Source organism: Bacillus sp. EU52 (assembly GCF_037964975.1).
GTDB lineage: Bacteria > Bacillota > Bacilli > Bacillales > Bacillaceae > Bacillus > Bacillus subtilis.
This window is the reverse complement of sequence record NZ_CP150177.1, coordinates 539,675-555,618: the sequence shown is the minus strand read 5'-3', so window position 1 is coordinate 555,618 and position 15,944 is coordinate 539,675. Positions and strand designations below refer to the sequence as shown.

Annotated in this window: 17 protein-coding genes and 2 pseudogenes; 6 read left to right on the top strand and 13 right to left on the bottom strand. The window is 39.8% G+C overall.

All coding sequences use genetic code 11. The annotated features are described in order from the left end of the window. Positions 1-30: 30 nt before the first annotated feature. The 4 genes and pseudogenes from NSU05_RS02900 to NSU05_RS02885 all read right to left on the bottom strand — a co-directional run bounded on the left by NSU05_RS02900 (position 31) and on the right by NSU05_RS02885 (position 3,217). Positions 31-276 (bottom strand): annotated as a pseudogene (locus tag NSU05_RS02900) (hypothetical protein). Positions 277-334: 58 nt separating this feature from the next. Beyond that, positions 335-1,642, bottom strand: coding sequence for an arsenical efflux pump membrane protein ArsB (locus NSU05_RS02895; RefSeq protein WP_015252728.1), 1,308 nt, complete (start codon positions 1,640-1,642; stop codon positions 335-337). 12 nt (positions 1,643-1,654) lie between these two features. Further along, complete coding sequence (aseR, locus tag NSU05_RS02890) at positions 1,655-1,990, bottom strand: metal-responsive transcriptional regulator AseR (protein ID WP_015252729.1); 336 nt, start codon at positions 1,988-1,990, stop codon at positions 1,655-1,657. A gap of 630 nt (positions 1,991-2,620) precedes the next feature. Beyond that, positions 2,621-3,217, bottom strand: coding sequence for a TetR/AcrR family transcriptional regulator (locus NSU05_RS02885; protein ID WP_339204433.1), 597 nt, complete (start codon positions 3,215-3,217; stop codon positions 2,621-2,623). A gap of 205 nt (positions 3,218-3,422) precedes the next feature. On the opposite strand from NSU05_RS02885, the gene NSU05_RS02880 reads away from it, so the two are divergent. After that, on the top strand, positions 3,423-4,610 hold the full coding sequence (locus tag NSU05_RS02880) for an MFS transporter (RefSeq protein ID WP_038428403.1): 1,188 nt from the start codon (positions 3,423-3,425) through the stop codon (positions 4,608-4,610). A 143-nt stretch (positions 4,611-4,753) separates the two neighbouring features. On the opposite strand, the pseudogene NSU05_RS02875 reads toward NSU05_RS02880, so the two are convergent. Further along, positions 4,754-5,346: pseudogene (locus NSU05_RS02875) on the bottom strand (NAD(P)H-dependent oxidoreductase). Positions 5,347-5,456: 110 nt separating this feature from the next. Between NSU05_RS02875 and NSU05_RS02870 the strand changes: the two are divergent. Further along, positions 5,457-5,843 (top strand): winged helix-turn-helix transcriptional regulator, encoded by a 387-nt coding sequence (locus NSU05_RS02870; RefSeq protein WP_003242640.1) that lies wholly within the window; start codon positions 5,457-5,459, stop codon positions 5,841-5,843. 149 nt (positions 5,844-5,992) lie between these two features. Here the strand turns inward: NSU05_RS02870 and NSU05_RS02865 are convergent, their stop codons facing one another. Further along, a complete protein-coding gene (locus NSU05_RS02865; RefSeq protein ID WP_029725818.1) occupies positions 5,993-6,865 on the bottom strand; it encodes a YitT family protein in 873 nt (290 codons plus the stop codon). A 254-nt stretch (positions 6,866-7,119) separates the two neighbouring features. Here NSU05_RS02865 and NSU05_RS02860 point away from each other — a divergent pair, with 254 nt between their 5' ends. Then, complete coding sequence (locus NSU05_RS02860) at positions 7,120-7,449, top strand: winged helix-turn-helix transcriptional regulator (RefSeq protein WP_038428402.1); 330 nt, start codon at positions 7,120-7,122, stop codon at positions 7,447-7,449. A gap of 81 nt (positions 7,450-7,530) precedes the next feature. Next, positions 7,531-8,103, top strand: a complete 573-nt coding sequence (locus NSU05_RS02855) for an alpha/beta hydrolase (protein WP_038428401.1) — start codon at positions 7,531-7,533, stop codon at positions 8,101-8,103. A 52-nt stretch (positions 8,104-8,155) separates the two neighbouring features. Here the strand turns inward: NSU05_RS02855 and NSU05_RS02850 are convergent, their stop codons facing one another. Together NSU05_RS02850 and NSU05_RS02845 are read right to left on the bottom strand one after the other, a co-directional pair. Next, the gene (locus NSU05_RS02850) at positions 8,156-8,581 is read right to left on the bottom strand and encodes a MaoC family dehydratase (protein WP_003234221.1); all 426 of its coding nucleotides are present in this window, start codon (positions 8,579-8,581) and stop codon (positions 8,156-8,158) included. 193 nt (positions 8,582-8,774) lie between these two features. Then, positions 8,775-10,166 (bottom strand): PLP-dependent aminotransferase family protein, encoded by a 1,392-nt coding sequence (locus tag NSU05_RS02845; protein ID WP_038428400.1) that lies wholly within the window; start codon positions 10,164-10,166, stop codon positions 8,775-8,777. Positions 10,167-10,320: 154 nt separating this feature from the next. Between NSU05_RS02845 and NSU05_RS02840 the strand changes: the two genes are divergently transcribed. Further along, positions 10,321-11,184 (top strand): DMT family transporter, encoded by an 864-nt coding sequence (locus NSU05_RS02840; protein ID WP_038428399.1) that lies wholly within the window; start codon positions 10,321-10,323, stop codon positions 11,182-11,184. 143 nt (positions 11,185-11,327) lie between these two features. Here the strand turns inward: NSU05_RS02840 and NSU05_RS02835 are convergent, their stop codons facing one another. Then, complete coding sequence (locus NSU05_RS02835) at positions 11,328-11,873, bottom strand: TetR/AcrR family transcriptional regulator (protein ID WP_015252737.1); 546 nt, start codon at positions 11,871-11,873, stop codon at positions 11,328-11,330. Between the two features lie 316 nt (positions 11,874-12,189). Here NSU05_RS02835 and NSU05_RS02830 point away from each other — a divergent pair, with 316 nt between their 5' ends. Next, positions 12,190-12,465, top strand: coding sequence for an HPr family phosphocarrier protein (locus tag NSU05_RS02830; RefSeq protein ID WP_014478952.1), 276 nt, complete (start codon positions 12,190-12,192; stop codon positions 12,463-12,465). A gap of 277 nt (positions 12,466-12,742) precedes the next feature. Here the strand turns inward: NSU05_RS02830 and NSU05_RS02825 are convergent, their stop codons facing one another. The 4 genes from NSU05_RS02825 to NSU05_RS02810 all read right to left on the bottom strand — a co-directional run bounded on the left by NSU05_RS02825 (position 12,743) and on the right by NSU05_RS02810 (position 15,848). Next, positions 12,743-13,375: a VTT domain-containing protein gene (locus NSU05_RS02825; protein ID WP_250540524.1), complete on the bottom strand. Its 633-nt coding sequence runs from the start codon at positions 13,373-13,375 to the stop codon at positions 12,743-12,745. Between the two features lie 133 nt (positions 13,376-13,508). Continuing rightward, positions 13,509-14,585, bottom strand: a complete 1,077-nt coding sequence (locus tag NSU05_RS02820; RefSeq protein WP_038428398.1) for a HAMP domain-containing sensor histidine kinase — start codon at positions 14,583-14,585, stop codon at positions 13,509-13,511. Beyond that, positions 14,582-15,268, bottom strand: a complete 687-nt coding sequence (locus NSU05_RS02815) for a response regulator transcription factor (protein ID WP_038428397.1) — start codon at positions 15,266-15,268, stop codon at positions 14,582-14,584. The genes NSU05_RS02820 and NSU05_RS02815 overlap by 4 nt, the downstream gene beginning before the upstream one ends. Then, positions 15,243-15,848, bottom strand: coding sequence for an rRNA adenine N-6-methyltransferase family protein (locus tag NSU05_RS02810; RefSeq protein WP_038428396.1), 606 nt, complete (start codon positions 15,846-15,848; stop codon positions 15,243-15,245). Before NSU05_RS02810 ends, NSU05_RS02815 begins: the two co-directional genes overlap by 26 nt. Positions 15,849-15,944 lie beyond the last annotated feature (96 nt).

Below are 15,944 nucleotides of genomic sequence, written 5' to 3'. Positions count from 1 at the left end.
ACCCAAGGAAACGCTGAGTATATCGATTTCTTATTCCCCAGTTACAGCAAACTGTTTTAAACAGTCACCAATTTCATCACATACCCTTTGGAAACACTTCTTCTGTTCCGTGTGCTTTTGCCGGATCATCAAATTTATCCGATGTTTGATTTGAAATATCAATCCCTGCTTCTTTCATTGCTTTGACAGCACTCGATGTCATCCATGAGCTTCGATTCCTGCGCTGTACACATTCCACTTAGCCCCAAGGTATTTTCTCCCCCACCCTTCAGCCATTTGGCTGCGGCAAGAGTTACCAGTGCATTGTTTTCCTTGATATAGTGACCTTGTCCTTTTAGAAACAAGAATGGATTATCAGCAGCCAAATATACAGGCCGACAAGTGTGATCAATAAAGTGGGTATCGTGAGGATAATTCCTGTTTTAAAATACGTGCCCCAGGAAATCTTCATACCTTTGTGCGAAAGAACATGAAGCCATAATAATGTCGCTAAGGAACCAATCGGTGTTATTTTAGGCCCTAAATCTGAACCGATCACATTTGCATAAATAAGCGCTTCTCTCATCATCCCATGTGTATCTGTACCGGCAATGGCCAATGCGTCAATCATAACAGTCGGCAAGTTATTCATAATGGAAGAAAGAATCGCCGCAATAAAGCCCATTCCAATTGTCCCAGCAAACAATCCTTGATCAGCTGCGGCTTGAATCACATCTGAAAGGACATCCGTTAATCCGGCATTTCGGACACCATACACAACAACGTACATGCCAATTGAAAAGAATACGATAGCCCATGGCGCCTCTTTCACCACTTTCTTTGTATGGACGGCCGGACTCTTTTGCGCAGCGATTAAGAAAATGATTGCAATGCTGCCCGCTACCACTGATACAGGGATAGAAAAAAATTCACTTGCAAAATATCCAATTAACAGCAGCCCTAAGATATACCATGACAGTCTGAACATGTTTTGATCTTTAATTGCTTCAACAGGTTTTTTAACCTCAGTCAGATCATAGCGTTTTGGTATGCTTTTTCTAAAGAAAAGGTAAAGTACAATGATGCTCGCCAGCAGCGAAAACAGGTACGGGACAACCATTCTGGATGCATAATCAATAAACGTAATATGAAAATAGTCCGCTGAAACAATGTTGACCAAATTGCTCACTACTAAAGGAAGCGAAGTGGTATCCGCAATAAATCCGCTGGCAATGATAAAAGGAAAAACTAATTTTTCATTAAAATGTAATGCTCTGACCATCGCTAATACGATTGGTGTCAATATAAGAGCTGCACCGTCATTTGCAAATAACGCGGCGACAATAGCTCCTAATAGAGATACATAAACGAACATCCGCACACCGTATCCTTTTGCAGCCTTAGCCATATGAAGCGCTGCCCATTCAAAGAAACCGATATTATCAAGAATTAACGATATCAGTATGATGGCCACAAAAGCCAATGTCGCATTCCAAACAATCCCTGTCACAGTTAACACATCATGAAAATTGACAACACCTGCTATTAGAGCTAAAACTGCGCCTCCACAGGCTGACCACCCTATAGATAAATTTTTCGGCTGCCATATGACCAATACTAGAGTTAATAAAAAGATGAATACTGCCAAAATCATTGATGTCAATCTAATGCCTCCTTACTGGCAACACGCTTGAGTTTTCTTTTGTTTGATATGGTTTAACAATTCATCCTCCTGATCAATTTGATGTAAGATCAATTGCAATGTATCAAACTCAGGACAGGAACCATTTATTGAATAATAACGCCATTGGCCTCTTCTGTCCTCATTCACAAAACCTGCGTTTTTTAATTTCCGCAAATGCTGGCTTATGGCGGGCTGGCTCATTTCGAACATATCAACCAATTGACAGACACAATATTCTTTTTCAAGAAATAATCTCATCATTATAAGCCTAGTTTGATCACTAAGTGTTTTCAAACAACGACTCATCGCCGCAACATCAATCGTCATATGAGCTCCTCCTTCCCAAATCAATATATAAGCAAATCGTTATATACACGCCAAATGATTATACATTCCCCTTTACGTTTCCATATGTAGCGCTCCGTATATCTTAAGGATCAAAACTTTGAAACGAAAACCTGAGTCGCTCCCCGCGTTTCCTTAGCGCCCCCGTCATTATATAAACTTTTATTTATATAAACAATCCCTTATATTCGGAACATCAGATATTCCGGTATAAATATTAGACTATTTCAGTTATGGGAGTAGTCATAGAACCCAAGATGAAAATAGACAGATCCTCTGGATATTAAAAAACAGGTCTCTTTAGAGGCCTGTTTACATTGCAAGTATTTTTTCGATTGCCATGACATCTACATAATGGCCATCGATTTTCCCCTGTTCTTTAAATACTCCAACTTTGCGATATTCCATTGAAGTATAGAACCCTTGTTCCAATCGATGAAAAGGAAATGTAATAATATAATGTATTCACGATTGAATGACTTCTTTTTCGACATCCGATAAGAGAACTTTTCCCTCGATGATTCCGCTCAGCAACAAAAATCTTATCTTTCACTGTGCGATTAGAGAGAACCAATTTGTCATATAAACCGTAGCTTTTGCAGTTCTTATCAGCTACATACTCTCTGTAGCAGAGGTAGCTTGAACTCCCTTAAACGCGTTCATCACCAAATCATGCACATAGGAATCATTCACCTCATCCCCTGTTATAAGCAGACGATAGAAAATTGGTCCGTAAATGAGATCTATGCTTACTTCAATATCAAGATTCTCTCTCAATTCACCTTTCTGAATTCCCTTTTCTAGAAGGCCTTTCGCTTGGAGGCGGCGAGGCTGGAAAAATCGCATGCGATATTCTTCTGCCAATTTTTCATCCAACTGCCCTGCACCTATTAATTCCTTAATAACGGTTCCTTCCCGGCTTGTCAAAAACCTAGCTAAATTCGTGGCGTGGGTTACTATATCTTGTACTGACGACCCTGTATCAGGCACAGGCAGCCTGTCCGTCGCTGTCGAAAGAAAGCTGTCCATGATAACGGCAGCTTTGTTAGACCACCATTTATAAATCGTTGCTTTACTCACTTTCGCACGCTCGGCAATTTTATCGACTGTCACCGCATCTAAGCCTTTTTCCAGCAATAGGCCATAGGCTGCAGAGAGAATCGCCTTATGAGTTCCTTCATCACGCGGCCGCCCTCGTTTACTCTGCACATGAATCATTCCTTCCCTAAATATAAACTATACGTTCAGTATACTTAACCTGAATAAAAAAGAAAACAGAAACCTATTTACAAAACTGAACGTTCAGTATATTATTTTCATTAATCAACAAAACTGAACGTTCAGTTTATAAAATCACTTGTGTTGAGAAGTCATGATTACACTCAAAAAACCACTTAAAAAGGAGTTCATTCTTATGGCTAATGGAAACAAACAAGCAGGTCAGAGGATTTCACCCAGTTTAACCCTTCTTCTCGCAACTGCATGCGGTATCATTGTTGCTAATCTTTACTATGCACAACCCTTGGTCGGATTAATTAGTAAGGCAATTGGACTTTCTCCAAGCAGTGCTGGATTAATTGTCACACTCACTCAAATCGGATACGTTGCCGGCTTATTATTTCTTGTCCCTTTGGGAGATATTATCGAAAACAAAAAACTTATTGTTGTATCGCTCCTTCTAAGCGCAGCGGCTTTGACACTAACAGCATTTGTGAAGCATGGAACACTGTTTTTAGCAGCTGCGTTTTTCGTCGGATTGGGATCAATCGCAGCCCAAGTGCTTGTTCCATTTGCATCATACCTTGCATCAGACGCTGCACGCGGCCGGGTTGTTGGCAATGTCATGAGCGGCTTATTACTCGGTATTATGCTTTCCCGTCCGATATCTAGTCTAGTCGCTGATATCTGGGGTTGGAATGCAATATTCGCTTTGTCCGCCGTGGTAAGTGTTATCCTGGCCATCGTATTATCAAAAGTGCTTCCTGCCAGAAAACCAACAGTAAATACAAACTATACTGCCTTACTCGGTTCAATGTGGAAGCTGCTGCGCACGACTCCAGTCTTACGCCGCCGTGCCATCTATCATGCGTTTGTATTTGGAGCTTTCAGCTTGTTCTGGACAACTGTTCCTTTATTATTGTCCGGTCCTGATTTTCATTTTTCTCAGAAGGCAATAGCACTCTACGCATTGGTGGGCATTGCGGGTGCAGTCGCTGCACCAATAGGCGGCCGCCTGGCTGATCGAGGCTTAACCAGGCTTGCCACTGGAATCGCTCTCGTTGTTGTCATTGTCTCTTTATTACTGCCCCTCATGATTCAGAGCAGCTCCCCCGTCGGTATAACAGTTCTAGTGGCCGCAGCTATTCTGTTAGATATGGGTGTATCTGCAAACCTTGTGCTCAGTCAACGTGCTATTTTTTCGTTGGCGCCTGAAATTCGCAGTCGATTAAACGGATTATTCATGGCGATCTTCTTTCTAGGCGGTGCGATAGGGTCATCAATTGGAGGATGGGCATATGCCTCAGGCGGATGGGATACAGCATTATGGATTGGCATCGCTTTTCCGGTCATCGCTTTGCTTTATTTCATCACAGAGAAATAAGTCTTTCACCAAAAATAAGCAGTCAGGACCAAGCGAATAGCTTATTTTTGGTGGCTTCTTCTTTTTTCGCTATATGTTAAAATCCCTCTGCTGAACAAGAAAAAATCCCGCTTGGTTAATACAGAATTTTCCAAAATCAATCTTTATGTTAAATCGACACCCTCCAGCTGTTTCAAATATCTTTGCAGGCGAACCTTCGGGTTTAATTCTATATTTGTAATATGCTTTACATACCGATTCGCACTTTCGGCAATTTCTTGGTCACTAATTGTATTGGCGCGATATTCGGCAAAGGAAGGCAGATAGGTCATGCCTACTAAATGGGCAGATGCTTGGAACGGTTTTGTCAGCTCGCTTATCGAAAACAAGTTATATCCGCCGGCTTGATAAGAGTGTTCAGGTGAACCGATGGACATGGCAGTTACCCACTCTTTCCCCTTCAATTTATTTCCGCCGGGACCATGAGCCCAGCCAAACGTAAACACTTCATCAAACCACTGTTTTAAAAGCGGGGGGCTGCTGTACCAGTAAATGGAAACTGAAAAACGATACGGTCATGGGCCAGGAGCTGCTGTTGTTCAAATTCCACATCAATTGGTTGATCACGATATTTTTCATAAAGATCATGGACAGTTACATCCGGTTCACTTAAAACGGCTTCTTTCCACTTTTTATTGATACGAGAGGATTCTATATTCGGATGTACAACGAGTACGAGTGTTTTCATATGATCCATTCCTTTCATTCCTTTGATGTGACATCATTATATGATGTATATTAAAATATAAAAAGTACGCACATTGAATGTATATAGTATCAAAAAGTATACTATTAGGAGTGAACAGCTTGAGAAATCGTAAACTCGGCATTGATTATTCTTCTGATGACTTTGAAGGATGTCCGGTGGAGACAACATTAGATATCATCGGAGGTAAGTGGAAAGGCATTCTTCTTTATCATCTCATTGACGGTAAAAAGAGGTTTAATGAGTTTCGAAAACTATACCCAAAAATTACCCAGCGTATGCTCACGCTGCAATTAAGAGAATTGGAACGGGATGGCGTGATTCACCGCGAGGTTTATAAACAGGTCCCTCCAAAAGTCGAATACTCTTTAACTGAGTTTGGAAGAACATTAGAACCTGTTATCCTGCACATGAAGGACTGGGGAGAAAAATATAAAGACAGGATTGATAAGCTCGAAGCAGCACGTAAAGCTGAAGATAAAATCTAATAACCAGAAAAAATACCAAGGGTTTTGACGCCCTTGGTATTTCTGTGATTCAGACCTTCACCGGTTATTCACCCACAAGCCTCAAAAAGTGTTTTTGATTACATTTACCGTCGGCATGTCAGTTACGGTTAAAAAGGTCATTCTATTTTTTAGTGATGATTAAGATTTCTAAAATTGCTGCCCTTCACTTCAGCTACGTCATATACGGTGACAAAGGCGGATTTATCAATATCATTAATAATTTCCTTTAGTTTGGTTTCTTCTAAACGGTTGATGACACATGTGATTTCTTTAAATTTCTCGTGGGAAAAACCCCCGTAAGCTTCTTTATATGTGGCGCTTCGGCCTAATTGATCACGTATTGTCTCTACCATTAATTCAGGTTGGGTTGTAATAATTTGAAAGGTTTTAGAGCCGCTTAAGCCTTCCTCCACAACATGAATCACTTTGGATGCAATGTAGTAAGCAATGACTGAAAGCAATGCCCCTTGTAAGCCAAATACTGTGGAAACAAAAATAAACACAAATAGGTTTAAGAATAGAATGAGATCGCTCGTTCCGAATGGCAGTTTTCGGGATAGCAGCACAGCAAGCATGTCAATTCCATCTAATGCGCCGCCATTACGCAGCGCCAGCCCCATTCCGAATCCAAGGATAATCCCGCCGACAACGGTAATTAACAGGGTATCTCCTTCTATGATGGCGGGTGTGTGGTGGAAAAAGCTTGTCCCCGCGGCAAGCGATACGATTCCGATAATTGATAATAATGCAAAGCTTTTCCCAATTTGCTTATATCCTAACCAGACAAATGGAATGTTGATCACAGCAATCAAAATCCCCAGCGGCAAGTTGAATAGCTGTGAACCAACGATGCTAAGACCCGTCACCCCTCCATCAGATACACTGTTTGGAATGAGCACTGTTTCTAGTCCATATGCCGCTATGATTCCTCCAATGATAACCATGATGATTTGGAGAATCATTTTCGCTTTAAATTTCTTATGTTTTTTGGGTGTATTCATACCATTCCTCATTTCTCAAATATTTCGTTATATTTAAATATACCATAATAGATATTTTCAGCTAAAAACATGCGTTTTTTTAAATAAAGTAACTAACAGTAAGGTAACCCTCTTTGACTTAGAACATTCATGTACCGTGCCGCCTGTTGAGCAAGCGGCCCCTTTCACTTCAGATCGTGAATCGCCCTCAAACTTCAACACCGAAAACCCTGAATTATTCTGTTATGATACTAAAAAAAGGAGGTTTGATTACAGTGAATAGCTTGTGCCGCAGTAAACAAGCCCCATTTGAATACACCTTATCTCTTATAGGGGGCAAATGGAAAATGAGAATTCTCTATGAGTTAGGGTGTGAAAAAACGATGAGATACGGCGAGCTGAAAAGGGCTATGCCCTTCATCACCCATAAAATGTTAAGCGCACAGCTTAAGGAATTGCAAACTGACGGCCTTATTCATCGGTCTGAGGTTTCTCAAACCCCACTGAAAGTAGAGTATTCGTTATCTGACAGAGGGCGATCTTTGTATCCCCTCATAGATGAAATGTGTAAGTGGGGAATGGTACAAGGAATGCCTCATATGTAAAACTACTTACAAAAAAGTGCGTACTTGTTTCCCAATGAGAGGAATTTTATACTGAATGAAAATATTTCTTAGGAGGAAAACATGACAAAACAAGTCTATATCATTCATGGCTACAGAGCCTCCTCAACAAATCATTGGTTCCCTTGGCTGAAAAAACGTCTGCTCGCAGATGGGGTCCAAGCAGACATTTTAAACATGCCCAATCCGCTCCAGCCAAGACTTGAGGATTGGCTGGATACACTCTCTTTATATCAGCACACTTTACATGAAAATACGTATTTGGTTGCGCACAGCTTAGGTTGCCCCACCATTTTGAGATTTTTGGAACATCTTCAATTACGAAAACAGCTTGGCGGAATCATACTTGTTTCCGGCTTTGCCAAATCATTGCCCACTTTAAAGATGTTAGATGAATTTACACAGGGATCGTTTGATCATCAAACAATCATTGAGTCCGCGAAGCACCGTGCTGTCATTGCTTCTAAGGACGACCAAATTGTGCCTTTTTCATTCAGCAAGGATCTGGCACAACAAATTGATGCTGCGTTATATGAAGTTCAGCACGGAGGTCATTTTCTAGAAGATGAGGGATTTACTTCTTTGCCTATTGTTTATGATGTTTTAACCTCTTATTTTTCAAAGGAAACTCGCTAACATCTTTCCCCCATCTGCTTCAATCGAGCCCGCGAAAAGCGGGCTTTCTGAGTTATCGTTTGATCAATACAGATAACTCACCTTCAAACACTTTTACTTCTTTTTGATTATAAGTAGATAGCAATACTGTGAGTATTCCCAATTCATTTCTCTTTGGCTGCTTATCAAGAACCTCAACAATTGTAAACAATTCATCATCCGGATATACAGGTTTTATGAATGTCATATGATTCATCTCTGTTCCGGCTATAATATCGTCTCCATAGAAACCTTCTTCAATCCAAAGTTTAAAAGATATGGCCAGTGTTTGTATGCCGGAAGCGATAATTCCATTAAATCTGCCTTTACTCGCTTTTTCTTCATCTACATGCATATACTGAGGGTCAAATTCACCCGCAAACCGCATAATATCATCTTTTGATACTTTTAATGATTTCGTTTTGAAGACCTGGCCAATTGTAAACTCATCTAACTTCATTCTTACACCTCTATTTTTTCAATTGTCTATTTTGTTTATTTTAGCACTGTGAGGAGCAAATAAAAAATTCTGTTTTTCGCTAAACAGACATATCGTGGACTGGACTGCTGGCACTCATCATATACTTAAAAAATATTGAACAGCTCTCAACACTTAGTCGTCACTTGGCCGTTTTGCTAAACTGAAAGCTCCCTCATATCTTCCAGGCAGCCTTCAGTTTTTTTATACCTTCTCTTATGTCGGATTCAGAAACCCCTGCAAACCCGAGCGAGACCGTTTTTGCAGGAGGATGATTTTGATAAGAAAGAGAAACAGGATAAATTTTTACTCCATGTTTTTTCGCCTTCTCAATTAACTCTTTTTCACCAAATGGCAAATAAACGTCAAGTAAGATACGAAGCCCAGAGTTTTCTCCGCGGATTCTGACATGCTCTCCTAATTCCCTTTGCACTGCCTCTAATACAATGGCTCTTTTTTTGCGGTAAAGTTTTCTCATTCTGTTGATGTGTTTTTGCCACTCTCCATTTTTTATAAATTCAGCTAGGGTTAGCTGACTGTGGCAGGACACTGTTTGCTTATATAAGGACGTGATTTCATGCCCCTTTTTTAAAAGAGGTGAAGGAAGAATCATATAGCTGATACGCAGCGAGGGCAAAAGAGACTTAGAAAAAGTGCCCATATAAATGACACGGTTATGCTGATCAAGCCCTTGAAGAGAAGGAACCGGCTGTCCTGTGTACCTAAATTCCCCGTCATAATCATCCTCTATGATAAAGGATTGATTTTCGGCCGCCCATTTGAGCAGCTGAATTCTTCTGTTTATTGTCATTATGGTTCCCAGCGTAAATTGATGGGAAGGTGTGACATATACAAGGTTTGGCTGCTGTTCTTTGATCTTCTGTATACAGATTCCTTCCTCATCGACTGGTATCGGAACAATATTCATGCGGTTGGCTTCAAAAATTTTGCGTGCTCTTGGATAACCAGGATCCTCATACCCTATAGAAATATTCGGCTCAAAAACTTGGCACAAGATTTGCAGCAGAATAGGGTTCCCGGCACCTATAATCACTTGTTCAGGGCCGCAATGAACACCCCGAGATTGATACAGGTACTCTGCAATGAGTGTTCTCAGCTCAAACTCTCCTAAAACATGTCCCGGCCGATAAAGCTCGTGTCCATATTGGTCTAAGCTATTGACCATGCTTTTTCGCCATGCGGAAAAAGGGAAGTAAGAAGAATCTACATTCCCATAATGAAAATCAATCCATTGTTTATTTTCTTCTGCTTCTTGTTGAATGGGTGTTGTGCTTGGCATTCTATCATAAGCAAAATCAGAATCATGATAATCAGCAAACCACCCGCTTCTTGGCTTGCTCACAATATAGCCCTCAGCAGCGAGCTGTTCATAGGCACGTTCTACAGTCGTTTGGCTGATGGAAAGCTGATTCGCCAAGAGTCTTTTTGAAGGAAGCTTCATTCCTTTTTGAATACGGCCCCGATGCATATTTTCTTTAAAATACCGATAAAGCTGCTGATAAAGCGGAATATCCAGAGTTCTATTCAAAAAAGGCGTGATATCCATTTGCACGTTGTTCTCCTAACTGGTATGCATTTTTTTATGAAAACTGGCCGTTTAAAAAAGGCCAATTCCAGTTTATAGTCATTGTAATCCTTAGCTGCTGGTTTTGTTAAGAAAATACAGACAATGAACAAGAAAGATATGTGGAGTGATTATAATGAACAAAACAACAAATGGCTGGATAAATGGTTTTATAGGCGTACTCATTTTCAGCGGCTCGCTGCCTGCGACCCGTTTGGCTGTGTCAGACTTCGATCCGTTATTTCTCACCGTTTGCCGTGCTGCGATAGCTGGTGTACTGGCGGGAGGTCTCCTTCTCATCTTCCGGCAGCAGCATCCTGCCAAAAGAGATCTCATTTCATTATTAGTGGTAGCGTTTGGCGTAGTGATTGGTTTCCCGTTGCTGACAGCTTTAGCGCTTCAGCATGTCACATCCGCACACGCCATTGTCTTCATTGGACTTCTTCCACTCGCAACGGCGGTCTTCGGCGTACTGCGCGGGGGTGAACGCCCTCGGCCCGTCTTCTGGATTTTCTCAACCGTTGGCAGCTTGTTAGTAGCAGGTTTCGCCCTCATTCAGGGGGGAGGTTCATCCCCGCTTGGCGACGCGTACATGCTGGCTTCTATTGTCGTATGCGGTCTTGGTTATGCAGAAGGGGCAAGGCTTTCACGTCGTCTGGGGAATTGGCAGGTGATCTCATGGGCACTCGTTCTGTCGCTTCCTCTTATGTTGCCATTGTCGTTCTTTTTTACGCCGGACTCATGGTCGGACATCGGCGTTCCCGCACTGCTCAGTCTTGCATATGTATCCTTATTCAGCATGCTGATCGGCTTTGTGTTCTGGTATCGAGGTCTTGCCCAAGGAGGAATTGCGGCGGTTGGGCAGCTCCAGCTTCTCCAGCCTTTTTTTGGGCTGCTGCTTGCCTCAGTGATTCTGCACGAGAAAGTGGGCTGGGCACTCGTAGCAGTGAATATCGCCGTTATCATGTGCGTTGCAGCAGCTCGGCGATTTGCAAAGTAAGGCAGACCTTTAAGCATAAACTTCAAAAATGCATGAAGGTATAAAAATACCAAGGGCCAGCAACCCTTGGTATTTTGTATGCGATCGAGGAGACTTGAATCTCCCGCCTAGACAAATAAGTCAACACCCATTTCCTGCCTCCATTATAAAATCCGCTCTAGTAAATCCCCCACTTTTTCTGCCATGACACGAGGCGGATAAGGCATTTCGTTTTTTAACCACCACTCCACTACCCCTACGTAAGCATTTGCTATAAATTCAACAATGACATCTTCACTTTGGCCGTAATTCTTGCCTTTCGTTACATCTACATCTTTCCTGAACTCTTCGATATTAAACTTAAGGAACTGACTGCGAAAATATCGAGCGCCTTCACTGGCTAACATCGTCGAAAAGAATAAATAATTACTCTCAAGGTATTCCATGCAGTGTACAGTCGATTCAATCCAGTCCATTTCAGCTGCCGACTCACAAAAATCCCCCATATTATTTATATGCTCTTCCATAATTTTTTCTAATAGATCAAATTTATCTAAGTAATGAAGATAGATTGTTCCCCGGTTTACATTTGCCCTTTCAGAAATTTCCTTAATCGTAATATGATCAAAACTTTTTTCAGTCATCAGCTCAATCAGAGCTATTTTAATAGCCTCTTGGCTTTTGGTTATTCTTCTATCCACTTTGGACATAGCTTTTCACCAAACTTTCTTAAGATAATCAACAATTTAGAGTGGAATGTTGAATAATCAACAAATAGCCTGAATGTAACCATTGTACACACCATGTTTGTATTTACAATAATAAATAAAAGCTGATAGTGAATCATGCTTTTTCCCGAATGAAGTCATTGTCCATTTTAGTTAGTTGAGAATTATTTTGTAAACACAAAGAAAGGGTGTTATTTCGATGAAATTAGACCGCTTATCCTAAAGGTACTCTAAATTCGAATTTGATCTGCAGCCCAACTATAAATCCGTCAAGAGGCAGAATGTAATGAGGTGAAGAATGATTAAAAGACAATTTACGATCATTAAGGAAACAGGGTTTGCGCGACCAGCTACCCTGTTAGTCAGTATAGCTCATCGGTTTACATCAGATATTTTTCTTGAATACCAAGGGAAAACTGTTAACCTCAAACAAGCGCCAAAAGCCATCATGGACATTATGGATTTAGGAATTAAACCAGGAACCGAAATACATATATACGCTCATGGAGCCGACGAAGCGAAGGCAATTCAAAAAATGAAAGAGCATTTACTAAAAAACGATTATATACAGTAATCAAAATCTATCGTAGTAGCGAGATTGTTATCGTTGGTTGATTTATTTATTTTGCGACAAAACAGCTTTTCAGATCATGCGTTCATTTTTCTTCTGGTGATCATTCAACCTAAAATACAAAAATTAAAAAGGATCTACAAACGAAAATGGAGGGTTTATATATGTGCAGCAGAACATAATACCAAGGGCAGTTATACCCTTGGTATTATTGGATAACGAAAGAACTTAAATCTCTACAGGTGCTTATAAGCTATAAATGGTTAGTCTCGTGGCATTTCTATGTGCTCCGTTTATGCTTAAGGGTGTTCCACATTTTAATGGATACAATAGAAACCAAAACAAATGATGCGACAACCAATACAGTTCCCATTAATGACTCACTAAAATTGATCACAATGAAATTCGAAAATATCAATAAAGGGATATTCGTAACGATAACCGTTAAAATGTAAGTGGTATACTTGATTCCTACAGCTGCCGATAAAAAACAAACGACATCTGTTGGAGCTATTGGACAAATCATCCCCAGCGCCAAAAACTTATAATTGTAAGTCTCCAATAATTTTTTCAACTCTGGATATTTACGTTCTAAATCCTTCATCATGTTCCCGCTTGAAAACATTCTTGAAAAAACGTAAACCAAGGTTTCGCTCAAAAAAATGCCAGCCATCGACAATATAAAGCTCACAACCGGATCAAAGCATACTCCCCCCAAAAACATGAGAGTCACACCTGGAATAAAAAAGAGAAGTCTAATGATCCAGAGCGCAATAAACAGCAGCATTGCGTATTTTGTGTTCAACGATATAAATTCCTGTAAATCATCCATATCGAGTGACAGTAAATGATATTCCTTTGCTATATAAATGGCTAAAAACCACAAAGCTATAATAAGAAATTTACTTTTCAATTTCTACACTCTCCTCACTTTCCATACCTACATGATAAGCAATAAGAATGAAGAAACTCTCCGTAAAATTCTTAAGGTTTCTTAAGTTTTATTCTAAAGAAAAAAGCTTATGGAAACTTTCCTCCATAAGCTTTTATATACACAATGGGTGTTCGACAATAAAGCTCATCCAGCCCTCTCTATAATCCGCATGGATATTACCATTATGAAGCTCAACAATTCTTTTTGAAATGGCTAGCCCAAGGCCGCTTCCTTGTTGATCTGTTCTTGCCTTATCACCCCTGAAAAACCGTTCAAACAATTTGTCTATATTGTCAGCCGGAAAACCCTCAACTTGATTAGAAATTTTCAAAAGTGCTTTGTCACCAATGATCTCAAGGCTTATGAATAATTCAGATGGTTTCCTGCTGTATTTTATCGCATTCATAAAGAGATTATCATAAACGCGAACCATCTTTTCTATATCCATTACAACAGGTACATTGTCTTCTGCAATTGATTTTTGAACACTTAGTCGTTCCTTTTCAAAAATAGGAATGTATTCTCCTATTATTTGTTCCAATAAACCTGACAAATCAGCTTTTTTACAGGTTAACTTAACGTCCGGGCTCGATAAATGCGTATACTCAAACAGCTCATCAATCAGGTATTTCAGTCTTTGCGATTTCGAATCAATCGTTTGAAGATATTCCTGAAATTGCGCTTTACTGTCGTATTGCCCTTTTTTTAATAAATCCAAATATCCGATAATTGATGTTAATGGTGTTCTTAAATCATGGGATACATTTGAAATCAGTTCACTTTTCGACCTTTCTAACTGTCTTTCGTGTTCAAACTTTTTTTCTAACTCTTTGGACATATCATTAATGTTTTGGGCAAGCTGGGTCAATTCATCCCTACTTTCAATCCTAATGGTCAAGCCTAATTTCCCATTAGCAATATGATGAACACTCTCAGTAATAAGCTTCAAATATAATATTTTTTTCCGTGCCATGATAAAAAAAACTGCAATAAAAGTAAGAATAGCTGCCGAAAACTGAAGCAGTATCATAAAATAGCTGCTCCGGATGCTAAACTCTTTGAGATAATTCATCTTTTGTAGATAGACGTTCGATAATATAATGAGTGCCATCATACCCAATGAAACAAGAAAACTAATTGCAATCGCGCCAAGAAGCTTTGCAACCAGCTTATTTCCAAACTTTCTCATATTTTATATCCCGTTCCCCAAACAGTTTTGATGTAAATAGGATGTTTGGAATCCTCTTCTATTTTATCTCTGATTTTTGTAATGTGGACCATGACAGTGTTGTCCGACTTAAAAAAGTCTTCCTTCCATACTGCTTCATATATCTTCTCCACACTCAGAACCATTCCTTTGTTCATGCAAAGAAGTTCGAGTATATCAAATTCTTTTGGGGTCAGCCTGACTTCCCGGCCCCGCACCCATACTTGCCGTGTATCTGTATTTACGGTCAAGTCACCAATTTCAATGATGTTCTTCGTGCTGCTTGTATCAGTATTGTATTTTTTATATCTTCTTAACTGAGATTTAACCCTGGCGATTAATTCTAATGGGTTAAACGGTTTTGATAAATAATCATCGGCACCAGCGGCAAGTCCCTGAATTTTATCCATATCCTCAGATTTTGCAGAAAGCATGATAATAGGCAGATTTCGTTCTTGCCTAATCTTCATACATGCTTCAATACCATCCATGTTGGGCATCATAATATCCAAAATCATCAGGTCAAATTCTTTTTGTTCCAGCAGGTTTAAAGCTTCGATTGCGTCTTTAGCCTTTTGAGTGTACAGGCCTTCATTTTCTAAATAAACAGAGATGAGATTTCTAATGTCTTTGTCATCATCAACAATAAGAACGTTCGACTCCATATAATTCCTCCAAATCATTTTGCGGCATCGAGCAGCTAAAGACATAAGCCGGCGGTACATTTCTAAGCTCTCTTTTTACATCTATTTTGGTAAAAAACTGTTCAAAAAACGGTTTTTTCAACATAGTGTATTGAAAAGTAATGAATTCACCATCTCTTTTTAAAATCTTTGCAGTATCTAATAAAATGTTGGCTGAAACAGTTTTTGGCAAGCTTGCAAAGGGAAGGCCAGAAATCACATAGTCTATATAAGGCATACCATAATCCTTTGCATACTGGCTGCTATTTTCAGCAGATCCATTTACAATAAATACATTCTTTTCGTCTTTAAATGTCTCTTTCAATAGTAAATAAAATTCTTCATTTTGCTCCACTAATAAAATAGTCGTCTCAGGTCTTCTTTTTTCAAGCAGTTTTTTTGTGAATACACCCGTACCCGGCCCGTATTCGACAATGTATGCAGCCTTCTTGAAATCAATTCCATCCACCATTTTATCTCCAAGATATCTTGAACTAGGAAGGATCGCACCAACAGTTCTCGGATTCACTATATACTGAAATAAGAATAACAGGCGTTTCATATCTAATCTCTCCATTTGTTTTGCATTTATATCCCACTTTACATTCAAAACCTGAAGAAAAAGGGGCAAAACTTCTTAAGAATTCTTAAGTTTTCG

Coding starts and splice junctions, on each gene's coding strand:
- aseR (WP_015252729.1), bottom strand. CDS start 1,990: ATGACGATTGATGTTGCGGCGATGAGTCGTTGTTTGAAAACACTTAGT.
- NSU05_RS02880 (WP_038428403.1), top strand. CDS start 3,423: ATGGCTAATGGAAACAAACAAGCAGGTCAGAGGATTTCACCCAGTTTA.
- NSU05_RS02865 (WP_029725818.1), bottom strand. CDS start 6,865: ATGAATACACCCAAAAAACATAAGAAATTTAAAGCGAAAATGATTCTC.
- NSU05_RS02855 (WP_038428401.1), top strand. CDS start 7,531: ATGACAAAACAAGTCTATATCATTCATGGCTACAGAGCCTCCTCAACA.
- NSU05_RS02850 (WP_003234221.1), bottom strand. CDS start 8,581: ATGAAGTTAGATGAGTTTACAATTGGCCAGGTCTTCAAAACGAAATCA.
- NSU05_RS02845 (WP_038428400.1), bottom strand. CDS start 10,166: ATGGATATCACGCCTTTTTTGAATAGAACTCTGGATATTCCGCTTTAT.
- NSU05_RS02840 (WP_038428399.1), top strand. CDS start 10,321: ATGAACAAAACAACAAATGGCTGGATAAATGGTTTTATAGGCGTACTC.
- NSU05_RS02835 (WP_015252737.1), bottom strand. CDS start 11,873: ATGTCCAAAGTGGATAGAAGAATAACCAAAAGCCAAGAGGCTATTAAA.
- NSU05_RS02830 (WP_014478952.1), top strand. CDS start 12,190: ATGATTAAAAGACAATTTACGATCATTAAGGAAACAGGGTTTGCGCGA.
- NSU05_RS02820 (WP_038428398.1), bottom strand. CDS start 14,585: ATGAGAAAGTTTGGAAATAAGCTGGTTGCAAAGCTTCTTGGCGCGATT.
- NSU05_RS02815 (WP_038428397.1), bottom strand. CDS start 15,268: ATGGAGTCGAACGTTCTTATTGTTGATGATGACAAAGACATTAGAAAT.
- NSU05_RS02810 (WP_038428396.1), bottom strand. CDS start 15,848: ATGAAACGCCTGTTATTCTTATTTCAGTATATAGTGAATCCGAGAACT.